Annotated in this window: 18 protein-coding genes and 1 tRNA gene; 13 read left to right on the top strand and 6 right to left on the bottom strand. The window is 38.7% G+C overall.

Annotation, left to right across the window (positions count from 1 at the left end; genetic code table 11):
- The first annotated feature begins 58 nt into the window (after positions 1-58).
- Positions 59-610 (top strand): NADH peroxidase, encoded by a 552-nt coding sequence (locus CI960_RS11645; protein WP_005856013.1) that lies wholly within the window; start codon positions 59-61, stop codon positions 608-610.
- A 138-nt stretch (positions 611-748) separates the two neighbouring features.
- Positions 749-835 (top strand) — tRNA-Ser (locus tag CI960_RS11640).
- A gap of 8 nt (positions 836-843) precedes the next feature.
- On the opposite strand, the gene CI960_RS11635 is transcribed toward CI960_RS11640, so the two are convergent.
- Together CI960_RS11635 and CI960_RS11630 are read right to left on the bottom strand one after the other, a co-directional pair.
- Positions 844-1365 (bottom strand): GNAT family N-acetyltransferase, encoded by a 522-nt coding sequence (locus CI960_RS11635; RefSeq protein WP_005856094.1) that lies wholly within the window; start codon positions 1363-1365, stop codon positions 844-846.
- Positions 1366-1406: 41 nt separating this feature from the next.
- Positions 1407-3605 carry a tetratricopeptide repeat protein gene (locus CI960_RS11630; protein WP_005856096.1) on the bottom strand — a complete coding sequence of 733 codons (2199 nt, stop codon included), beginning with the start codon at positions 3603-3605 and terminating at the stop codon, positions 1407-1409.
- Positions 3606-3691: 86 nt separating this feature from the next.
- Here CI960_RS11630 and lepA point away from each other — a divergent pair, with 86 nt between their 5' ends.
- Positions 3692-5479 carry a translation elongation factor 4 gene (gene lepA, locus CI960_RS11625; RefSeq protein WP_005856098.1) on the top strand — a complete coding sequence of 596 codons (1788 nt, stop codon included), beginning with the start codon at positions 3692-3694 and terminating at the stop codon, positions 5477-5479.
- A 95-nt stretch (positions 5480-5574) separates the two neighbouring features.
- On the opposite strand, the gene CI960_RS11620 is transcribed toward lepA, so the two are convergent.
- A complete protein-coding gene (locus CI960_RS11620) occupies positions 5575-6414 on the bottom strand; it encodes a S1 RNA-binding domain-containing protein (RefSeq protein WP_005856099.1) in 840 nt (279 codons plus the stop codon).
- 195 nt (positions 6415-6609) lie between these two features.
- Here CI960_RS11620 and CI960_RS11615 point away from each other — a divergent pair, with 195 nt between their 5' ends.
- From CI960_RS11615 to CI960_RS11570, 10 genes are read left to right on the top strand one after another with little or no spacing between them, the layout of a single operon-like run.
- Positions 6610-7422: a polysaccharide biosynthesis/export family protein gene (locus tag CI960_RS11615; RefSeq protein ID WP_008778266.1), complete on the top strand. Its 813-nt coding sequence runs from the start codon at positions 6610-6612 to the stop codon at positions 7420-7422.
- A gap of 10 nt (positions 7423-7432) precedes the next feature.
- Complete coding sequence (locus CI960_RS11610; protein ID WP_005856104.1) at positions 7433-9055, top strand: GNVR domain-containing protein; 1623 nt, start codon at positions 7433-7435, stop codon at positions 9053-9055.
- Positions 9055-9984 (top strand): hypothetical protein, encoded by a 930-nt coding sequence (locus CI960_RS11605; protein WP_005856106.1) that lies wholly within the window; start codon positions 9055-9057, stop codon positions 9982-9984. The genes CI960_RS11610 and CI960_RS11605 overlap by 1 nt, the downstream gene beginning before the upstream one ends.
- A 22-nt stretch (positions 9985-10006) precedes the next feature.
- Positions 10007-11029, top strand: a complete 1023-nt coding sequence (gene pseB, locus CI960_RS11600; protein ID WP_005856110.1) for a UDP-N-acetylglucosamine 4,6-dehydratase (inverting) — start codon at positions 10007-10009, stop codon at positions 11027-11029.
- Complete coding sequence (pseC, locus tag CI960_RS11595; protein ID WP_005856113.1) at positions 11026-12186, top strand: UDP-4-amino-4,6-dideoxy-N-acetyl-beta-L-altrosamine transaminase; 1161 nt, start codon at positions 11026-11028, stop codon at positions 12184-12186. The genes pseB and pseC overlap by 4 nt, the downstream gene beginning before the upstream one ends.
- Positions 12187-12201: 15 nt before the next feature.
- Positions 12202-13209 (top strand): glycosyltransferase family 2 protein, encoded by a 1008-nt coding sequence (locus tag CI960_RS11590; protein ID WP_005856115.1) that lies wholly within the window; start codon positions 12202-12204, stop codon positions 13207-13209.
- Between the two features lie 13 nt (positions 13210-13222).
- Positions 13223-13915, top strand: coding sequence for a pseudaminic acid cytidylyltransferase (gene pseF / locus CI960_RS11585; protein ID WP_005856117.1), 693 nt, complete (start codon positions 13223-13225; stop codon positions 13913-13915).
- A gap of 1 nt (position 13916) precedes the next feature.
- Positions 13917-15377 (top strand): bifunctional UDP-2,4-diacetamido-2,4,6-trideoxy-beta-L-altropyranose hydrolase/GNAT family N-acetyltransferase, encoded by a 1461-nt coding sequence (locus CI960_RS11580; protein ID WP_005856119.1) that lies wholly within the window; start codon positions 13917-13919, stop codon positions 15375-15377.
- Positions 15367-16428, top strand: a complete 1062-nt coding sequence (pseI, locus tag CI960_RS11575; RefSeq protein ID WP_275955221.1) for a pseudaminic acid synthase — start codon at positions 15367-15369, stop codon at positions 16426-16428. Before CI960_RS11580 ends, pseI begins: the two co-directional genes overlap by 11 nt.
- A gap of 22 nt (positions 16429-16450) precedes the next feature.
- A complete protein-coding gene (locus tag CI960_RS11570) occupies positions 16451-17506 on the top strand; it encodes a sialidase family protein (RefSeq protein ID WP_005856125.1) in 1056 nt (351 codons plus the stop codon).
- 472 nt (positions 17507-17978) lie between these two features.
- Here CI960_RS11570 and CI960_RS11565 read toward each other — a convergent pair whose 3' ends face one another.
- The 3 genes from CI960_RS11565 to CI960_RS11555 all read right to left on the bottom strand — a co-directional run bounded on the left by CI960_RS11565 (position 17979) and on the right by CI960_RS11555 (position 23915).
- Positions 17979-20384, bottom strand: coding sequence for a T9SS type A sorting domain-containing protein (locus CI960_RS11565; RefSeq protein WP_005856129.1), 2406 nt, complete (start codon positions 20382-20384; stop codon positions 17979-17981).
- 1156 nt (positions 20385-21540) lie between these two features.
- A complete protein-coding gene (locus tag CI960_RS11560) occupies positions 21541-22446 on the bottom strand; it encodes a glycosyltransferase family 8 protein (protein ID WP_005856135.1) in 906 nt (301 codons plus the stop codon).
- A gap of 35 nt (positions 22447-22481) precedes the next feature.
- Entirely contained in the window at positions 22482-23915 is a 1434-nt protein-coding gene (locus tag CI960_RS11555) for a lipopolysaccharide biosynthesis protein (RefSeq protein ID WP_005856137.1), read from the bottom strand.
- Positions 23916-23918: the final 3 nt, after the last annotated feature.

Raw genomic sequence — 23918 nt, 5'->3', positions numbered from 1 at the left:
TAGTATCGGATAGTTTAGTTAATTTTGTGCCATACAACCAATAAAAATTTTGCGATATATGAAAAAGAAATGGATTTGCACAGTATGTGGTTATGTACACGAAGGTGATGAGGCTCCTGAGTTCTGCCCTCAATGTAAACAACCGAAAAGCAAATTTAAGGAATTAGTAGAGACAGAAGGTGCGTTGCAGTTCGTTGACGAACATGTACTAGGTGTTGCTAAAGGTGTAGACCCAGTGATTTTGGAAGGTCTGAACGCTCACTTTATGGGAGAATGTACCGAAGTTGGTATGTATTTGGCCATGAGCCGTCAAGCAGACCGTGAGGGTTATCCTGAGGTAGCTGAGGCATTCAAGCGTTACGCTTGGGAAGAGGCTGAGCACGCTGCTAAGTTCGCAGAGCTTCTTGGCGACGTAGTTTGGGATACGAAGACTAACTTGAAAAAGCGTATGGAAGCTGAGGCTGGCGCATGCGAGGACAAGAAACGTATCGCTACATTGGCTAAACAACAGAATTTGGACGCAATCCATGATACCGTACATGAGATGTGCAAAGACGAGGCACGTCATGGCAAAGGATTTGAAGGTTTATATAATCGTTATTTCAAGTAATTTAGAGGTATTAGTTATATGTTTTAAAGAGGGGCGTTCTGTGAAGAATGCCCTTTTTTGTATTTGATAAAGTAATTTTAGCCTTTCAAGAGAATAACGATACTATATTTTATGTACTTTTGTACACGTCAACCACAAGGAAAGATGCCGGAGTGGTCGAACGGGCCGCACTCGAAATGCGGTGAGCGGGTAACCGCTCCCTGGGTTCGAATCCCAGTCTTTCCGCTTGATAACTATGACTTATCCACGCAGAATACTAAATGAAGCATATCGATATTGCGATAATGTTTTATGAAATTTGCGATTTCCCTCATATCGTTTCTTAGTGCTACTTTTTGAGAGGGGATATTTGTGTCCCGTATGATGGAGTATACTTTGTCGAAGTTAAGGATATTGAAGGCGTATTCCTTACAAGCTATGGCGGCCTCGGTAGCATAACCTTTATGCCAGTATTCCGCCCTAAGCAAATAACCGATCTCCGGAACCTGTTGACCGTTGAATTCTTGATAGGTGAGACCACACTGACCGATAAGCTCTCCGCTGCCTTTCTCTATCATCCCCCATAAGCCAAAGCCATCGTTTTGATACCTCCTTAATTGCTTATCAAGCCATTCTTGTACCTCTTTTTTACTGAACGCTCCTTCGTAAGCGTACATTACAATCGGATCTTGTAAAAGCTTACAGATATCATCAAAATCATCTTGTTTTAATTCCCTTAATAGGAGTCGCTTTGTCTTTAGTATCATCTCTTTCATACGATATTTTTTCTTGTCTTCTCAAATTGTTGGATGACTAGTTAGAATATATCGCTCAAGGAATACCGGAGTTGATCCATCATCAACGGCACTTCCGCCTCCTCGATTCCCGCTACAAGAAGATCGGGGATATCTTGATTGAACTGCTCTTGGAACTTCGAGAAATCACCGGACTCTTTCTCCACGGCTTTTTTATAAAAAGCAAGCGCTCCCTTTATATTCTGTAATGCCCATTCCGTATGTCCCGCATTCAAGAAATCTTGGGTGTTGGGTTGATTATCCATGATCTTTTTGTAATAATTACGGGCCTGATCGTATTTACCGGTCAAGAAAGAACACCAAGCGATCGGACGCCAAGCCTTCGTGCTTTTATTGTCCAGATAATCTACCTTGAAATAATATTTCAGCGCCTCATTATAATTCTTGAGTTCAAGATGGCAGTGGCCGATACATATTTGGATCGATAAATCATCCGGATTGAAAGCCTCGTAACGATGATAGTATTTCAACGCTTCTTCCGGTTGCTTTAAGGTACGGTAACAACCGGCGATCCGGCGAATAACCCATTTACTGTCCGGATTGATAAGATCCGCATGTAAATAAGCCTCCAAGGCGCCTTGTATATCGCCATTCATTTGTTTGCAGTAACCGATTTTCTGGAATAAGATATCACTTTCTTGATTTGCATCGGATAAGCGATTGTAGATCGTGAGCGCGTCGAGGAAGTAATTCTTCCGGAGATAATACTCCGCTATAGTTGTCAAACTTTCCTCATCACTGACGTAAGGCTGCAAAATTGGCAGGTTATGAAAGTCTAGCGCAGATGTAAATATGTCATCAAAATCCAGATGTCCCGGATAAAGTTTGAAGAAACGATACAAGTCCTGTATGTACTGTCCGGATATGATTTCCAGTTTTCCCCGTTTACTGATCAATTCCTCCTTCGTTTGCTGAATCATCTCGGAGGCTTGGCTACCAAATTGTCCCATCATCATTTGACGGGCTTGATCCGGCAATTGCATCATACTGAAATATAAGGAGTATTTATCGGAATTACACATGAATGCCGCAAGAGTCATGGAATCTAGCATGTCCTTTTCCGTTTGATTCTTGCTCAACTGATTGCCAAAAGCGGAATGCTCGGTCGTGAATGGCATGAACCAGTTACCCAGTTCCCGGAAAAAGGGGAAATGCTTTAGGTGCACGAAAGTAGAGTGCATTACGTCCGCGCCTTCTTGTTGCAGTTCGCTGAACTCCTCCATTTTCTTCCCTAAGGAACTGTTCGATAACATATTCTGCCACTCCGGATTCATCTCGTTTCCGAGAAGTTCCGGATTGATATCCTTTAAGTTTATCTTTTGACTGATTTTAGGGCCTAGCTTGATCATCTCCGGAATGATCTCGTCTTGTAGCTTACGGGTGATCTTCTCTGTCTCACGGGCTAGGATAAAACGAAGGGTAATCGTTCGGATCGCTTTCGTGAAATTAGGAAATCCCTCGGATAAAGCCGCTAGTCGATCCGCTATCTGCGGATATAGCGCCGTACGTTTCCTATAGGTATAGAGCGTCAGGAGAATCCCGATCAACGCGCGGTAACGAATCTCGTCTTCTTGGATATTGGCCGCATCGAATAATAATAGCAGTTTCTCCTTATCGAAAGCGGCTTGCAATCCCAACATTAATGCCGATACGATTTGGCTACCGATGATAAAAGGCAACTCTTGGTCATTCAATAGGTTCCTGATGGAGGCTATTTCTTCCTTATTGAGAGGATTCGAGGTCCAGATCTTATTGAATAATAGGATCGTGGCGGATTCGATTTGCTGCTGCTCCGTGATGGTTCCGGTCGGAGTCTCTATCTTCACCAGAGAGGCGTTTCTCAAGACCTTGTGGAGCTGGTCATAGTTGGTAAGCTCCTTTTGCATCATTCGCCTACGGCTATAATAGGAGAGAGGCGAATCTACCGATAAGGCCTTGTGCTTCACTATATCCGCGAACTCATAGCTGGATGCGATCAAGTTGTTGTATATCTGGTCTTGCATCGGATCTTTAGCCCCCTCGATCCGGTATCGCAACATATATTTATAAGTATCTTGTAGCTCGTTCAACCTGTCTTGGAATGAGTACTCACGTATTCCCGCTATTAAACCTTGGAGAAAATCGAACGCATTCTTTAGCTCCTTTTCGTCTAATGAACCGATAATTCGGTTGTATGCTTTATTTATTTCTTGTATTGTCATATACTATTAACAACAAATGGTATGCCAAAAGTATAGTATTTAGGCTAAATTTCCTATCTTCGCGTACCTAAAAATAAATTTAGCAGATGAAGAATATCCGCAATTTCTGTATTATTGCTCATATTGACCATGGGAAAAGTACCTTGGCAGACCGTTTGCTTGAGTATACCAAGACAGTAGAAGGTAAAGACATGCAAGCTCAAGTCCTTGACGACATGGATTTAGAGCGTGAGCGTGGTATTACGATCAAGAGCCATGCGATCCAGATGAAGTATAATTATAAGGGTGAAGAATATATACTGAACCTGATCGATACTCCGGGGCACGTGGACTTCTCGTATGAGGTTTCCCGCTCTATCGCCGCCTGCGAGGGTGCGTTGCTGATCGTGGACGCGGCCCAAGGTATTCAGGCGCAAACCATCTCTAACCTGTATATGGCGATAGAGAATGACTTAGAGATTATTCCGGTGATGAACAAGATCGACTTGCCTAGCGCCATGCCGGAGGAGGTCGAAGACCAGATCGTGGAACTGTTGGGCTGCCCTCGCGAGGATATCTTACGAGCGAGCGGAAAGACAGGCGAGGGAGTGACCGAGATCTTGAATACGATCGTGGAGAAGGTCCCGGCTCCGAAAGGTGATCCGGAGGCCCCGTTGCAGTGTTTGATTTTTGACTCCGTCTTTAATCCGTTCCGTGGTATTATCGCTTACTTCAAGGTGGTAAACGGCGTGATCCGTAAAGGTGACCATGTGAAGTTTATCGCTACAGGAAAAGAGTATGACGCCGACGAGGTAGGTATATTGAAATTAGATATGTGCCCCCGTGAGGAGATACGGACGGGAGACGTAGGATATATCATTTCCGGTATCAAGACGTCCCGGGAGGTGCGTGTCGGTGATACGATCACTCATGTGTCTCGCCCGGCTAAAGACGCGATCGCCGGTTTTGAGGAGGTGAAGCCGATGGTCTTCGCCGGTGTCTATCCAATCGATAGCGAGGATTTCGAGAACCTTCGTGCGTCATTGGAGAAATTACAGTTGAACGACGCTTCCTTGACTTTCCAGCCGGAGAGTTCCGCCGCGCTGGGTTTTGGGTTCCGTTGCGGTTTCTTGGGCTTGTTGCATATGGAGATTGTTCAGGAGCGTTTGGATCGTGAGTTCAATATGGATGTGATAACCACTGTACCGAACGTTTCTTATATCGTGCATACAAAGAAAGGGGAGGAGATCGAGGTACATAATCCGGGAGGCTTGCCGGACCCGACCTTGATTGATCATATCGACGAGCCGTTTATCCGTGCTTCCGTGATCACGAACACTACCTATATCGGCCCGATCATGACACTCTGTCTGGGTAAGCGTGGCGTCCTGCTTAAGCAAGAATATATTTCTGGTGATCGTGTCGAGATTCATTATGACTTGCCGTTGGGCGAGATCGTAATCGACTTTTATGATAAGTTGAAGAGTATTTCAAAAGGGTACGCTTCTTTCGATTACCATTTACATGATTTCCGTCCCAGTAAGTTGGCTAAATTAGATATCCTGTTGAACGGTGAGCCGGTAGACGCTTTGTCTACATTGACGCACGTGGATAATAGCGTTACTTTCGGACGTCGTATGTGCGAGAAACTGAAAGAGTTGATCCCTCGCCAGCAATTCGATATCGCTATCCAAGCGGCGATAGGCGCAAAGATCATCGCTCGTGAGACGATCAAGGCTGTCCGTAAAGACGTGACGGCGAAGTGTTATGGAGGCGATATCTCCCGTAAGCGTAAATTGCTGGAAAAACAGAAAGAGGGAAAGAAACGAATGAAGCAGATCGGTACGGTAGAAGTTCCGCAAAAAGCGTTCCTGGCCGTATTGAAGTTGGATTAGAAAGTCAATGGAATCCGTTCGCTAACTCAATGGATTTATAAAGAAAAGTCAATGGATTCTGTAACGGATTCCATTGACTTTTTTATATAAATGGGTCACTTCTCGTTTACGAGCCGTATCCCGCCATCTTCCAGCGTGATAAGATGTTGCTTATAGAGTGCCCCGATCGCTTGTTTGAAAGCTTTCTTGCTACAGCGGAATAAGGAATAGATCACGTCCGGATCGCTCTTGTCGTGTACCGGGATGTATCCCCCTTGTGTTTTCATCGCTTCCAGAATGACGCCGGCGATCCCCTCTACCTTTTGGTAGCCTTGCGGCGTTAGGCTCACATCTATCTTATCATCCTCACGTACCTCTTTTATATAGCCTTTCAGATGCTCGCCTTTCTCAAGACGCTGGAATACCTCATTATAATAGATCAATCCCCAATGCTGGTTATTGATGATCACCTTATAGCCAAGATCCGTCTCGTCGGCTACCAATAATTGAACCTCTTGATTCTGCTCGTAATCGATAGGGGTATTGTTCAAGAACTTCTCGATACGTGCGGATGCCATGATACGTCCTGTCACATGATCCAGCCGGACATAGACCAAGTACCATTTCCCCTCTCTCATCGGCATTTTCTGCTCCTTGAAAGGAACGAGCAAATCTTTCATGATACCCCATTCCAGAAATGCGCCGGCATTATTCACGTCTTTTACCTCCATGAACTGGAACTCCCCGACCGTTGCCAGAGGACGTGCGGTAGTAGCGATCAACCTCCCTTCATTATCATGATAAATAAACACCTCGACCTCATCCCCGGGCTTCACGTTTTTAGGTACGTAACGAGTCGGCAACAAGATCTCCACCCCGTTACCGCCATCCAGATAAACCCCGAAGTCAAGGTCTTTCACTATTTTCAGCGTGTTATATTTTCCTATCTCAACCATATATTTTTGTTTTGTCACAAACTTACGCAATAATCATGAAAAAGCGGTAAAAACAACTATAATTTTGATTTAGCATGCAGCAATATCTAGACAATTGCATCGTTATAGAAGTATCTTTGGACTTACGGGTGCTTTATGCCCTTGAGTTCAACTAAAAATTGTATATTTGCATCTTATTTGAAGAAAACAAAGATTATGAGAATTAAATTAATATCAGTAGTGATATTGTTTGTCTTGTTGCTAGGGGCTTGTTCCGCACCTAAAGACGTAGTGTATTTGCAAGGAGTAGATACTTTGACTCCAGAACAGATTAGTCAAATGAATCAAACTTATACGTCTCGTATCAGTAAAGATGATTTACTGGCGATATCTGTTACAGCTCCGGATCCGTCCGTGACGACGCCATTTAATCCCCCTGTTTTTGCGTATGCGCAGCAAGGTGACCAACCTATCGCTGCCTCTCAATCAATGTATACTTACCTTGTTGATTCGGATGGTAATATAAATTTCCCTGTATTAGGGAAGATTCATGTCGCAGGTTTATCAAAACAAGAACTGTGTGATGAGTTACAAAGTAAATTGTCAAAATACATAGAAAACCCATTGGTTAACGTGCAGATTACAAATTATAGAATTACGGTAATGGGAGAGGTAAATCGTCCCGGTACTTTTACTATAAAGAATGATCGAATCTCTATTTTAGATGCGTTTGGGTATGTTGGAGATTTGGCGATTACAGCCAATAGGAAGAATATTTTGCTGATAAGAGATAATGATGGGCAAAAAGAATTTGTTCGTATGGATATAACTGATCCTTCGCTATTTACATCTCCCTATTTTTATTTAAGGCAAAATGACGTTATTTATGTTGAGCCCAATTTGGCAAAGCAGCGTAATTCTCGATTTAGTCAAAGCAAACAGTATAATATAACTGTATTCTCCTCGATAATTAGTGCGATTTCTGTTATTTCTTCGATGGTGATCACGATTATTAATATTAAGAAGTAATTGTTTAGCTATGGATTCAACAAATATAGGAAATGAGACTATAAGTTTAAAGTCTATTCTAATAGGGTATCTAAGGCACTGGAGATTATTTCTAGGCACTTTTGTTATATCTCTAATACCAGCTGTATTATATTTGATTTATTATCCGACAACTTACGAAGTAATGGCTCGTTTTAAAGTTCAAGATGATACTTCCATGTCCTCAGGAAATATGTCTTTGGGAGATGCGGCAGGTTTGATGAAATCTTTTGGTTTGAATGGAGGAGGTAGTGCGGGTATTGTTATTGATGATGAATTAGCGGTGTTAAAGTCTCATACTTTATGGTATGAGGTTGTTTCAAAATTGGGCTTAAATGCAGAGTATGTTGAACCGTTAACTTGGAAATATAAACAGTATGTGAATACCCCTTTTCTGATGGTTGCAGATTCTAGCACATTGAAATCTCAAGAGGAAACAATAGAGTTTTATGTCCGGGAAGATCGTGAGGGAAAAATAAAGATCGAAGGGAAGACAAAAAGTCAGAAGCGGTCTTATGAGTTTTCTTCATTACCTGCGATCGTTGAATTCGGTAATAATCGGTTTATCCTAAGTTATGGAGCCAACCATAAATTGGGAGAAAGCATGAAACTTTATATAACCATGAGGCCGGCTGGTTTTGTTGGAGATGATTTTGCGCAGGATATAGAAATTGAGACTTACTCAGATAATTCAAATGTTATAGAATGTACTTTGAGGGAATATGAGAAAAAACGAGGTATTGACGTTTTAAACGCATTAATGTTTGAATATAATAATCGTGCCGATTCAATAAATAATAAAGAAGCTCGTGCTACAATACAGTTTTTGGATGAGCGAATCAATAAGGTAATATCGGATTTAGCTAATGCTGAACGATCTATAGAGATCTATAAGAAAAATAACCAAATGACTGACTTGACAGCCGATGTGCAATTTTATGTGGATCAAATGAAAGAGATCCAAACGAAAATTGTTGAGATGGAGGCTCAAGGGCATGCTATTAGATTTATGGAAGACTTCGTGCAAAATCCTGCTAATAAGTATAATTTGGTACCCGTATTGATGAATGTCCAAGAAGGAGAGAAAGGCGGTTCCATAACTACTTATAATGAGTTGTTGGTAAATCGTCAGCGAATGTTGCAAAACTCGAAAGAGGACAACCCTTTATTTACTGTGATGGATAAGCAATTAGATCAAATGCGTAAGAGTGTTGCCCTTACGATCAAGAATGCGCAAGAAAGCCTGAATTTGACATTGAAAGATCTCAAGTCTAAGGAGAAGGCTATTTTGGATAAAATGGGTAACGTTCCAACTCAAGAACGAGAATTCATGAATTATAAGCGTGATCAAGAGATTGCTCAAGGTGTTTATTTGATATTATTACAAAAACGAGAAGAGGCATTATTGAAATTAAATAAAAGTATGAATAGGGCATTGATTGTTGATGAGGCATTTGTGAAGAGTACACCCGTGGCCCCTCGTAAACTATATGCTGCTCTCGCCGTGTTTTTATTGACAATTGTGGTTCCTGTCGTATATTTATTCTGTAAAGAGCAACTTATAGAACTAAAAAGAGAATACGATAAAACAAGGAAACAAGCTGGCGTGATATAATGGATACTGATATATATATATGTTCTAAGCCATTGCAATATTTTAATGTAAGAAATATTGGATATGGAAATGCATCTTCAAAAAAGGTTCTAATTATTTTAGGACATTTTAGGGATGCGGAATTGTTCTTTCATCAAGTTAAGACATTTGATGATACATGGAATGATATATTATATTTCAAAGATTTGTTTCATTTGGATTTATATTTGTTTTTTCACCCAGTAAATACGTTGTTCGTAGAGGTAGATGCTTCTTTTGTTTATGGAATATTTTTTAAGCTATCCCGATTTAAACGAATGTATATGTTTGAAGAAGGATTCGGAAGCTACAGAAGAGATCGTTTTGATAATTCAAAAGGCTTGAAGAATATAATAAATAAGCTTACGGGTGTTGGTGACCATATTGGTTTTTCAAAGTTTCTTACGGGGCAGTTTCTTTATTTGCCGGATTTGTATAGGTCTCAGTTCCCAGGATATTCAAAATCTTTGAAATCATTCCAGAAGCCCTTTGTTAAGAGGTTAAGGGAAGAATTACCATTGTTTTTGAATTTTTCTACGGGATATGAAGAATTTTTATCTGTGAAAAATAAATCGGTTGGAATTTATTTAACTAATCATCAAATTAATGTAAACATATTGAAAGCTCTGGATAAAGAGAAAAATGATTTTGATTATGTTTATGTGAAATTGCATCCTCATATAAAAAAAACAGAGGATTTGTATCAATATGGATTAAAAATAGTACAATCAAACATAATGGTTGAGTTTTTAATTCTAATCTTGTTGGATAATGGAAATAAACTTTCTGTTTTTCATGAAAATAGTACATCAGTGATTTGGTTTCAGGATCGTATTATTAATAAAAATATGGGACAACCATTTGAAGAGTATGATATTGTAGCTTCTTATATACAATCGAAGGAGTTATAGAATAGATATAAATAGAAGTAATATGTTAAATGAAAAGTCTGTTTTAATTACTGGAGGAACAGGTTCTTTTGGTAAAAAATTCGTGGAGACAATCCTTCGTGATTATCCTCAAGTGAAAAGAATTGTTATTTATTCACGTGACGAGTTGAAACAGTTTGAGCTGAAGCAAAAATACCCTGCGTCAAAGTATCCTCAATTACGTTTCTTTATTGGAGACGTCCGGGATGGAGAACGTTTGGAACGTGCTTGCGAAGGCATAGATGTAATTATTCATGCTGCGGCTATTAAGCAAGTGGATACGGCCGAATATAATCCGGATGAATGCATAAAGACAAATGTACATGGAGCTCAAAATGTGATTAATGCAGCCTTGCGTACAAAAGTAAAGCATGTTGTGGCTTTATCTACGGATAAGGCTTGTGCTCCGATTAATTTATATGGGGCTACAAAGCTGACTTCTGATAAGTTGTTTGTTGCCGCAAATAATATTAGTGGTCCGCGGGATATCAAGTTTTCAGTGGTCCGTTATGGCAATGTTATGGGATCAAGGGGCTCTGTTATTCCTTTTTTCATTAACAGGAGAGATTCAGGTGCGGTAGAGTTACCTATTACGAATATGAAGATGACTCGTTTCAATATTTCGTTAGAAGCGGGAGTTGCTTTGGTCATGTTCGCTATCGGTCATCATTTAGGAGGTGAGATTTTTATTCCTAAGATTCCATCTTATCGAATAGTGGATGTTGCGAAGGCTATTGCGCCTAACCTTCCATTGGTGGAGGTCGGTATACGCCCCGGGGAAAAATTGCATGAGGAAATGATTACGGTCACGGATGCCATGAATACTATAGATCTAGGTCCTTATTATGCGATCTTGCCCTCTGTTGCGTTTAATCATAAATATGAAGACTATGTAAATCATCATAATGCGGTTAAGGTTCCAGAGGGATTCCATTATAGTTCTGATACGAATACGGAATGGGAGACTGTAGAGTCTATGCGGGAAAAAATAAAGAAATATGTAGATCCTAATTTTGAGATAAAATGATTACTAAACCTATTCCTTATGGACGTCAGCATATTACGGATGAGGATATTCAATGTGTAATAGATGCCTTAAAGTCGGATTATTTAACTCAAGGGCCAAAAATAAAAGAATTTGAGGAGGCTTTTGCCTCTTATGTCGGCTGTAAATATGCTATAGCAGTTAATAATGCTACGGCGGGTCTTCATTTAGCGGCTACGGCACTTGATGTGAATCTGGGTGATAAAGTGATTGTGACTCCTTTGACTTTTGCGGCTAGCGCTAATTGTATTCGCTTTCGGGGAGGTGAGGTTGTGTTCTGTGATGTAGAGGAAGATACCTATTTGATGGATATAAAGAAATTAAGCCGTTTATTGTCACAATCTCCCAAAGGCACTTATAAGGGAATTGTTTTGGTTGATTTTGCGGGTTATCCAGCCAATTTGGAGGCCTTTCGTCAATTGGCGGATGAGTACGGCTTATGGATTATAGAAGATGCTTGTCATGCTCCGGGTGGATATTTTATTGATAGTAAAGGTGAAAAGCAGCTATGTGGCAATGGGAACTTTGCGGATATTAGTGTTTTTTCGTTTCATCCGGTAAAACATATTGCGACTGGCGAGGGGGGGATGGCTACGACAAATAGTAAGAAATTATATGAAAAACTTTGTCTATACCGTACACACGGCATTACCAAGGATCCGGCACTTTTGTGCGAGAACCATGGTGGCTGGTATTATGAGATGCAAGAGCTTGGATATAATTATCGGATTACTGATTTTCAGGCAGCTTTAGGAATATCACAATTGAAAAGAGCCGATATGGGATTGGCACGGCGGCAAGAGATTGCCCGGCGATATAGGGAAGGTCTTTCCGATCTGAAGGGGGTTTCACTCCCTTTTGTATCGGATCAGGTCTTTCATGCCTATCATTTATTTATAATCCAAGTGGAGGACAGATTAGGATTATATGATTATTTGCATAAGAATAATATTTATGCGCAAGTTCATTATGTCCCTTTGCATCTGACCCCTTATTATAGGCAGTTAGGAAATAAAGAAGGAGATCAACCTGTGATGGAGGAATATTATAAGCATTGTTTGAGTCTGCCAATGTATCCGACACTGACTGATGAAGAGCAGGAATATGTAATAGCGAAGATTAAAGAATTCCTTTCTTAAAAAACAAATAGAGAGATGGACCAAAATATTCCTGCGGTTAGCATTGTTATCCCAGTATTTAATGTGGAAAAATACATTGGGAAATGTTTGGATTCGTTGATTTCCCAGACATTGCATAATATTGAGATTATCTGTGTGAACGATTGCTCTACAGATAAATCATTAGATATACTTCGGGATTATGAGGCAAAGGATAATCGTATTGTTGTTATTGATTTACCTCGCAATATAAAACAAGGGGGAGCCCGTAATGTCGGGATAAAAAAAGCGAGGGCTCCTTTCCTTGGTTTTGTTGATAGCGATGATTGGGTTTCTCTTGACATGTATGAAAATCTCTATACATTAGCGGTTACGCATGATGCGGAAATGGTATGTGGTGACTATTTTCAGTATTATAGTGAACAAGATATTCGTTTACGGATTAACTGTAAACCTGAATGGTTTTCATTGCCTGAACATGAAAGAAATAAGCGTTTTATTGAAGGTGAATGTCGGATTTGGACTAATATAATCAAAAAAGAAGTCTTTATCAGAAATAAAATAGAATTTCCTGAGGAGCTATTCTATGAAGATAATGCGATTGTAACTGCTCTATATTTGAGCGCGAGAAAGATCGTGAAGGATACCCATCCTTATTATTATTATCGTTGTAATAATATTTCTACGACTCGGAGTATTAATAACTATCGCTTTTTTGACCGTTTGAAGACTTCTAAAATGTTTTTGGATAATATGCGTAGATTAGGTATCTATGAGATATATCCGGAAGAAGTAGAGTTTCGATTTACTGAGCTTTTTTATGTAAACTCAATTCTAGGCGCCATATCACAGTTTGATCCTCCTGAGAAAAAGTATGTGAATCAAATCAAGCGGGAGATGGAAGAGATATTTCCTTGTTTCATGAAGAATAGTTATTACAAGACAAAAGTTCCATTGAAACTTCGTATATTGCTTCGTGCTATTTATTTTCAGACTGATTTGGGCATAAGCTTGTATCAGATTTTGGTTAAATTAAGATCATAAAAATAACGAAAAAATGAAATGTTTGGCAATAATACCAGCACGAGGAGGTAGTAAACGGATTCCTCATAAAAATATAAAACCTTTTTTGGGCAGACCGATAATAGCATATTCAATAGAGGCCGCTCTTGGTTCCGGACTGTTTGAGGAGGTGATGGTTTCGACGGATGATGTGGAAATCGCCGAGATAGCCCGTCAAGAAGGGGCTTCTGTCCCTTTTCTGCGTTCTACGGAAAATGCTAATGACTATGCTACATTGGCGGATGTATTGGTCGAGGTTGTCAATGCCTATAAAGGGAGAGGGTATGAGTTTGACTTGATCTGTTGTTTGCTTCCAACAGCCCCATTGATTTCTTCCGAGGATGTTCGTTCTGCTTATGATCAGTTAGTTATGTCTACCTTTGATTCTATCTGTCCGGTGGTCGCTTTCTCATATCCGATACTGCGTTCTTTATCGATAGATGAAAAAGGAAATTTAAACATGAATTGGCCAGAGTATAGATTTAGCCGGAGTCAAGATTTGCGCCCCGCCTATCATGATAGTGGTACGTTTTATTGGATAAAGACCTCTTCTCTATTAAAAGATAAAAAATTGCTAAGTGAGAATGGCACGGCGATTGTTCTGGATGAGTTTCGTGTACAAGATATTGATACGGATACAGATTGGGCTTTAGCGGAGATGAAATATAAACTACTTCATATGAGTTGATATGAGAGTTCTGATTTTAACTGAGGGATATTCGCACACAGGCTATGGGCATATTTCCCGTTGTACGGCTATTGCCCAAGTATTTCGGGAGAGAAACGCAAATGTAACCTTTATTGTGAATGGGGATGAGAGTGTAAAAAATTTAGTACAATCTTATCCTCTGTTTGTCTTTAATTGGTTGGAGAACACGGAACGTTTGCTTGAGTATCTATCTCAAGATGACATAATAGTTATTGATTCCTATTTGGCAGGAAAAGGACTTTATACCGAAATAAGACAGCGGGTAAAGGTTGCTGCTTATTTAGATGATTTTAATCGTTTGGAATATCCGGAGGGAATCATCATAAATGGGACAGTCGGTGCGGAATTGATTCCCTATAAACGGAATCTTGGACAACGTTATTTGTTAGGAAAGGATTATGTGATTTTACGTGAGGCATTTAAAAACTTATGTGGTCATAGAGAAATCCGGGAGAAAATAAAGACTGTCCTAATTACTTTCGGAGGTAGTGATCCTTTAAATCTAACGCCAAAAATTTTGGAGAAGTTGACGAATTGCTATGCTAATTTGAGGAAAATCGTTATCTTAGGGCCTGCATTTTCTCATAAGGCAGAAATAGAGAGGATGGCGGATGATAATACGGTTATATACCGTAATGTAGAGGCTGAAGTGATGAGAGATTTGATGTTAGCTGCGGATCTTGCGATCTCTGCGGCTGGACAGACGATAAACGAATTGGCGATAACAGGTCTGCCATCCGTTATCTTTAAGGTGGCTGAAAACCAAGGTAACAATATTGCGGGGTGGAAGAATATTGGCTTTGTCGATGAATTTATTGATGCCACAAAAGATTGGCATATAGATGATCTGGATAAGATTATGTTAAAATTTGAGAACTCCGAATATCGGCGGGAGATTTTTTGTCGGGGGATAAGTCAAATCGATGGAAAAGGGGCTCATCGGATTATGAAAGCTGTAACCCGGATGTTTTATGAGATGAATATGGATATGAGATTGGCTAAAGAAGAAGACTTACTACCTCTGTTCGAGCTTACGAATGATCGGATGGTACGGCAAAATTCTTTTTCGACCCATGCTATATCATTGGATGAACATAGAAATTGGTTTTATGCGACCTTAAAGAATAGAGCAAGAAGACTATTTGTCTTTTACGAGAAAGAGAAATTAATTGGACAAGTCCGTTTCGATATTGAGGAAAATAACAGTGCGGTGATTAGTATAAGTATCGGAGCTAACTACAGAGGATTTGGACTTGCTCTTTGCTTATTGGAAAAGGCTTTGAGGCATTTCCATGAGCGTGAAAGGCAAATAAGTAAGATTTACGCATATGTGAAAACCGAGAATATGGCTTCAAGATATGCGTTTATTCGTGCTGGTTTTAAGGATTGTGTTAGTGATAATAAACATGCGTTGAAGTATTGTTATGTGTATGGAAACTAATTTATTCGAATATTTTGGTCTTGATCGGGAAGATTCCGATCGGGTATTTATTATAGCGGAAATGTCTGCGAATCATAATCATGATTTCAACATCGCCGTAGAGACCGTGAAAGCAGCCAAGGCTGCTGGTGCGGATGCCATCAAATTGCAAACCTATACGGCGGATACTCTTACATTAGATTGTGATAATGCTTATTTTCAAATAAAGCAAGATACTTTATGGGATGGAACCACATTGTATAAATTATATCAGAACGCCTTTACTCCTTGGAAATGGCAACCTGAATTAAAACGTATTGCGGAAGAGGAAGGTCTGATTTGTTTCTCATCTCCATTTGACAAAACATCTGTGGATTTCTTGGAGGCTATGGATGTTCCGGCATATAAGATCGCTAGCTTTGAGATTACGGATATTCCTTTGATCGAGTATGTGGCCTCAAAGATGAAACCAGTCATAATATCAACGGGAATAGCTACTTATGAGGATATTGAGGGGGCGATAGCCGCTTGCAAAAGAGTCGGTAATGATCAGATTGCCTTATTGAAATGTACATCTTCTTATCCGGCTCCTGTGGCGCTTGCGAACTTGAGGACGATTCCTGATATGAGAAAGCGTTTCAAACTTCCTGTAGGGCTTTCAGATCATACGATGTCTAGTTCGGTGGCGGTAGCCTCGGTTGCGTTGGGTGCTCGAATTCTCGAGAAGCATTTTATTTTGGATCGGGGTATAGGTGGACCGGATGCGGCTTTTTCTATGAATAAGGAGGAGTTCTCCGAAATGGTTCGATGTGTAAGAGAAGTCGAGATGGCATTGGGAAAGCCAACCTATGAGTTAACTGAAAAGGTGAGGAATAACAGGAAATTTGCCCGTTCCTTATTTGTCGCTCAAGATATGTATGCTGGTGATACAGTAACAGAAGAAAATGTTCGTTCTGTTAGACCCTCTGATGGTCTATCGCCTAAGTATTTACCGGATATATTGGGCAAAAAGGTGAAATGTGATATAAAAAAAGGAGAACCTTTCAAGCGGGAGTATTTATCAGATGATTAACTAAAGTTAAAATATATGCTTTATGAAACACCATCTACTTTTATTTATTATGGTATTTTTATTTCCTTTTATGGCTTGTGGTGATGATGAGCTAAAGGAAATATATAACCCAAATTTGCTTCGTAGTACGTCTATTGACGATAGTAGCCTACATTTGGCTTTTCCTGCCATTGCGGGGAATAAGGATCGAAGTAAGATTATCGTGGTTTATAGAGAAGGTTCGAGCCACGTTAGTTTTGATAGTAAGTTAATACAGATGGAGAGTTTCGATAAAGGAAAAACATGGGTTAACAGGAAGGTTATATTTGCTCCAGTTAAAGGGCATGACGTGAGGGATCCTCAGCTTTTAGTATTACCTAATAACGGTATACTTTGCCGTTTCTTTGAAAGAGAATCGGAGACGGAATCCATTGTGAAAAGCATTTGTTCGGAGAATTGGGGTATTTTCTATGGATCGCCTGTTTTATTTCCTTTTCCAAAAGACGAGACATTTGCGGCAGCCCGTGGGAATATGGTTATAATAGATGATGTAATTTATGCGGTATGTTATAATCGTTGGGCTGTTACATGGTTGGAAAAATCGGAAGACTTTGGGAGGAGTTGGGAGGTTGTATCTTGGTTAGATGAGCGTCTGTGGACAAATCAAATAGAATGTGGACGTATTAATGAGGCCTCGCTGGGGTATTATGATGGGAAAATGTACGTCGTGGGTCGTCAACAGTCAGAGAATGGAGACAATCGTCTTGAGATTGGAGTTAGTGAGGATTTGGGGGTGACTTGGACATGGAGTTTTTTACCGATAGAAGGGCATGCTCCTTCTTTAACTCCTTATAAGGATGCTTTTATACTAACTTACCGGAATGTTAAGGACTCCAATCGTGGTAAATATAGTTTTGATACGGTACTTCTTAAAGATGGGAAGTTGGCTAGTAATCCTGCTAGTCTTTTTGAAAGCGATAATTTTGATGTCGGCTACGGAGATGTTCTTACTTTACCAAATAGTTTCTTGGTTTGCTGTTATCAACCGGGCTCTATCCGTTGTTATGAACTGAAATATGATGTTTTCAATTATAAATAAAATAGTAAAGGGACTTTATTTGTTGTTGTCAAAAAGGTGGTAATTTCTTTTATTACTTTTTTTCTTTTCAAAATGAAATATTTTAATATAAAGAGTATAAAAATCTATTTAGTTTGAACTAATGATTTTAAGTTGAGTAATATTAACTGTGTTTTGAGGGTTGGTTTTGAATTTAATTCAGTTATGGTGTGTTAGGATGCTGCTTTGATCTTTGTATTAAAATACAAAATTTAAATTTTTAAGAGTATAAGTCATGTTGCTTGTATATTTGTTCTTTTGCGTAGCTGTGTTAATTAATACCCAATTATGCTCTGATGTCTTTTTGCAAAGATGCTGTATGATGTGTGTAAAAAGGCTGATAAATACTTGGATATAAAAATGAATTTGTTGAGCAAATTTTCTATATACAATGGCTATAGATTGTATATGTAACTATAGCCATTGTTTGTAAATGTAAAATTAATCGATAACTTTAATTCTTATTGATCTGAATTTTTTTAGAAATATAATTATTCTCTTGCTTTGTGTTGATAAAATATAATCCGTCTTTTAGGAAAGATAAATTGATGATTATCTTTTGATCAAAAGATATATTATTTCTGCTATCCTTTAGCAATTCTATGCCATTTATATCAACAATATTAATATCTATTTTTGATGGTTTTATTGTTTTTGATGTAATGATAAGAGTATTGTTTTTTATAGAAATATCCAAATTAGATGAAATGTTTAATTCTTTGCTTTTGATGCTATTTATAGAGGATTTTATTTTTTGATCATCTCTTTTTAAAAGCTCCTTAGCGTAATTTAATGCGTTAGAATATATGCTGCTAGGATAATAATTGTTTGTTTTTGCAAATTTGTTAGCTGATTCTTTGACTTTAATTAAAAGAGATTTGTTCTGCTCTTCAGATAAAGTTAAGTCTTCTAATAAATTTATAGCAAAGAGGTCACCATTAGATAGTTTTTCTGTAATTAGAAGTATTGATGATTCTCCTATTTGTTTACATAGATCTAATAAGGTTGAGTATTCTTGAGATTCTGCATATTTCCTAGGATCACTGTGTGTAGCAATGATTGGATTACTCCATGTTAATTCCCAATTATTGTATAAATCGTTAAATTTTTGTTGGATTTGTGCTGGCATAGATGCTTTTAATAAAGAAATATTATTCTGTTCTATTATGGACAAAGTTGCTTTTTCCATTTTATTCTTTATAACCGTGTTTCTACTTTTGTTTGGAATTGGTATATAATAATGTTGAATGGCTCCATAATCCTCTCCTCTGATTGAGAGCTTAGGATGGAAAGTTCGCATTAATGCTCCCGGTTTACTTTCCCAATCATAACCATGAGGATAAATTGAATTAGCATTATTTTTAATTGATCCATGAGTAAAATTAGTTGAGCTTGTACCCCATAATGCAACTACTCCCTTTTCTACAGAGGAGCCTTGGCGAGTGTAATTATATTGTGCATATAAAGCATCAAAGGAAGCAAGAGGATCCCCTGCTTTATAGTATGATGAATAGACACTTATGGGCCATATCCAATCATCAGTTCTATCAATGGTCCAAGCAATACAATTATAAACTTGAGTTGCTGGTGCTGTACGTATAGCATCACCAGTCTTTAAATATGGAAAGACTGAAGTTACATCACTCTGTGGAAGATTTATATATACATCGCATTTTGCATTGCCACTAAATGAACTATAAGAGGATATCAGACCTGCGCGGAATGCGCTTCCATTAAGATAACATTTAGAACCTCCAGCCCAGTTGTAATCAGAAGGAGCCGTATAGCCCATGTTATAGCCTGTAATTTTGCCGGGAACAGCTGTACCTTCTTCCACCCAAATACATGCAATAGTACCCGCAGTTACATTACAAGTAAAAAAATTCCTAGGGCCGGATATGCTTCCGTTTACGGTTAGAGCATTACCTCCGACAGGGCAATTAGTGTAAGTATACTGATTGTTGACTGCCTTAAGAGTTACAGAACCTGTAGTTAGTTGGTTATATGCACGGATTCTGACATAATATATACCAGATACGGGTGTTTGCACTTGGATCGTAGCATTTCCTTTGCCGTATAGAGACCATGAGTATGCGTTGGGCGTTTGAGCATTAAATACTTCAATAACAAATTCATAATTGATATTGGATGCGGTTGCAGAAAATGTATAATATTGCCCAGCTTGTAAATTAAAAGATTTAAAAGTAGTGTATTGCAGAGGCATATTTAGTCCATAAGTATACTCTTGTCCTCCTGTACCCCTTGTCTGTATATAAGAGCTATCTGCTATGTTGAGCAAATCTTGTGAACTCGCAACTATTGCAGGTTGAGATTTTATTTGTGCGACATAATCTTGGTAATTATTGTCTGATATTTCTGCTTTTATCGGATTTGTTGATAAACGCACAAATTCTACACTTGGTATCTCTGGATTTTTTGCGATTATAGAGATTGTATTGACTCCTTTTTCAAGTGTTAGCGTAGAAGCTTTTCCTTTTTTATCTGTGAGTCCCACTGATTGCCAATTGTTTTTAGATGGTTTTAATGTTGAATTTACAACAATACTATTAACCTCTACTTTATATTCAGGATATCCTTCTGGAGTTAAAGGTACCATAATCCAAGCGTTTAAGTAGTAGTCTCCATTTTTAGAACTATTTATTGTAAATGTCTTGTAGATATTCTCTCCTTTTAATTCTGTTTTTGTTGACTCAATAGTGACATCCCCACCGATAGTTGGATTTATTTGTAGAAAAGCAACTTCAGCATCTTTCATTAGGTTGTCTTCTAGGATGCTAGTTTGGGAAAATACTGCTATTTTTATTGATAGCAATAGAAATATGGATAATGTTTTTTTCATGATATTGTGAATTAAATAATTGATTTTTTTCTTGCTAAATTGATATATAATCAATTTAAATGAGCTTCTTTGTGGTTTTTACACCACTATAAATGAACAAGTGCATGGAAATACGTGAATTGTGCATGATTCTTTTTGTGTTAATTCTTTGGGAAATTATGGATTTAATAGGTTAAACATCTTTTTTGCGATATAATCAACTAAGGTTGATATTTGAAAGTCGATAGTCTCTTAACTATTGATAGGGTCTCCAATATTAATATTGTTACAAATATAGAAAAAAGTAGAAAATATGAACTTATATGGTTATTCACATTTTATTCACAATTTCATCATACGGAAAAAATATGGTTTAAATTATAGTAGGTATTTTTATGAAACTTGTTTATTAAACTTCATTTCTCATAAAATCCTTCTCTTACTAGATAAAGCGGTACTAGGCAAAATCAGTGTTTTGGATTTTTCCTGCTTGCTAGATAACTAGTAAGCGGCAGTTTGCCGTGGAATATGTCATTCTGCATAGTTGTTGAAAGTTTGAGCGTGTGGGATGATCATGTCCGGAGAAATATTTTGTGTGAAGTTGACCAATTTGATCATATGAAATAATCCGTATTGAATGTGTGGTTTTAGGGCTTTTTTCTTTTGGATATCCGTAGTTACAAAGTAAGTTGGCTTCATCGGCAAAGTAAGTTAACTTACTTAGGCATTCCAGCTAGTTAACTTTGTTGATGAAACAGGCTTCACCAATTTAGTCTCATCTTCGTCGTATGAAAGGGGGAGGACATTACCTATATTGAGGTAAAATGTGCTTGTTGATCCTGCCAATTTTATATATTGGCTAGGAGTCTGGTGCTGTTCAGATGAGAGCTTTAGCGATTCGTTATCTATTATTCAAACCGTAAGTTATTTACTATACAAGCCGTAAGCGTAGCACTAGGTATAGCCGTAAGCCTACGGTTAGACAAGTCGTAAGTTGTTCACTTTAATGAGGCTTGATAGATTGGGTTTATACGTATCACCATTAAATATCGGATGAGCTCGTATTGATGATTTTTAAATGTATGTTCATTTTTTTCTTTTCTATTATAATCCACGTTTGTAATAATTTGGACATGAACAGATTATTACAAACGTGGAACGCGTGGATAAAAGTAAGTTAGAATAGGCTATCCTTGGGAGCGATAAGCCCCAATTTTTCTAGTAACGAACGGAATCTTGCCTTAATGCGTGCCTTCATGGGGATATGCCTAATAAAGCTTTTGTCCAAACCGGATGTGTCTAAATAGAAAGCGAAATCTTTTTTGAAAGGAGGCTCAAATTCGATAAACCAAGGTTTGCTGCCGCTGTAATGCAAGATAACGGGGTCAGTGATAGCTTGCTCTCTTTCATCCCGGTAAGTTCGGCTAATCAACGGGTCCTTGAAAAAATATCCGTGCTGTACATTGTACTTCATGGGCAGGGTTAGCTTGATCTCTTTTAATACTATATTCAATACATCTTGATCATGGTATCTAAGTCTCTCAGGGTATTTGTTGATTATCTCGAAAAAGCTTTCTGAAAGATTATTTTCTCGCCAATATCTTAGGTTGACCAATAATACCCCAGCGTTGAAATAGCCAAGAGATGGGGAATATTGGAGCCGGTTGTAAATACGTATGTCATCTATTGACATGTCAGGGATTACTCCGGCGGCATAGCTTTTTATATCCGTATCCCATAATGAGCGTAGTGAGTGGCGGACGACAACATCACAGTCGAGATAAAGGACCTTCTCAACGCTTTTGGGAAGTATATCCGTCATGATAAGTCTAAAATAGGTCGCTAACGTGATATGTCTACTTATCGGGCAGTTGGCGAAAACCTTTTTATCTACAGTATAGAACTGGATTTGCTGGCCATATTTGGCTACGACCTTTTTCAATACCTCTTGGTTTTCAGGGGATATTTCCTCTGTCAAGATATGTACCGTAATCTCCTCTTTCGGGTTATTCACACAAATAGAGGTTACTAATACACCACAGGGTATGACATAATTATTGTCTGTGCAACATACAATATCCATAGGATGTGTTTTTTATTCAAGTTATTACTGTGTTTCTACTGTCTATGTTTTTTTAGGATCAACGAGAGAATGAAATCTATCTCTTCCCATTTAAGCAAATAGGATAGAGTTAGATAATAGCAGATACCTATAATTATACCGACAATGAGTTTAAATAATAAGATAGGGATAAAACTTACGCAAATGTATATGATTAGTCCCATCGATATGGATAACAAGAGTATAGGACATAAAGCCTTAAGCTCTTTTCGCAGGTAAACATCGGGTAAAAGTCTTTTAGTGAATCTTGTCAATACATAGATGTCACATAAGGCATAAGCAGCGATACCGGCGCACATGATGGTGATCCCAAATGGAATGGTAATGACTAAGATAGTAACCGCAATGAGCTTTTTTATGATCTCGGATCGCAGGGAATAATCACTTCTCCGTTTTACGTTGAGCAGATCCCAGTTCAGGCGTGAGATCGGGTCCCACATATAAGCGATACTTAATATTTGTAAATATGGTATGGTATGTACCCACTTATCTGTCAAGATAACACGAATTAATGGATCAGCCAGTACACATAAGCCGATCATCAACGGGAATATGATGAAGGCTGTCATACGGATGAACATGAAGAACTTTCGTTGCAGTTCCTCGTTATCATGCTGTATTTGGCATTCTATCGGATAAGTGACCCGTGTGATGATGCTTGTTATATTAACGGAAACGTATTGGGCAAGAGAAGTAGCCCTGTTGAAGTTTCCCAGATCAGCGGATGAAAAATATTTACCAATTACCAATGAGTATAGATTCAGATATATCGTATGAAGCAATCCTCCGGCAAGTAATTTAGATCCGAATCCGAACAATTCCTTGAAAGACTCTTTGGAGAAACATAGGCGAGGAATCCACCGGGTACTTCCCCAAAGTAATATCAAAGCTAATAAATTCGTGAGTAAACTTTGGATGACCAGTGTCCATACAGCATAACCATGATAAGCCAGCCATATACCTATTCCTCCACTTATAGCTACTGTGCTGAATGAGATGATAGCTTGCTTTTTGAAATCGAGGGAAATGGTCAGTTGTGCTCGTTGTACGGCGCAGAATGAGGTCAAGATTAAGTTTAATCCTACGAATTTTATGATGGTTTCTAGTTGAGGCTGGCTGTAGAATGAGGCTATGAATGGAGCGGTGGAGAAAAGGAGAAGGTACATGGCTATCCCGATAAATATATTGAAAAAGAATACCGTCGAATAGTCTACATCTGTTCTTCCCTGTTTCTGGATAAGAGCGTTCGAGAAGCCACTATCAACGAACGTTTGAGCTACCGCCATGAAAATACCAAGCATGGCGACAAGTCCATAGTCGGAAGGCGACAAGATACGAGCGATGAAAAGACTTAACACGAATTGAGCTCCCTGTACCGAAAGCCTTTCCATGCTACTCCAAAAAAGACCGTTTACTGTTTTGCTTGCCATGTA

It is taken from the genome of Parabacteroides sp. CT06 (assembly GCF_002257605.1).
Lineage (GTDB): Bacteria > Bacteroidota > Bacteroidia > Bacteroidales > Tannerellaceae > Parabacteroides > Parabacteroides distasonis.
The sequence above is the reverse complement of the archived record's forward strand: the minus strand, read 5'-3'. Positions and strand labels throughout refer to the sequence as shown.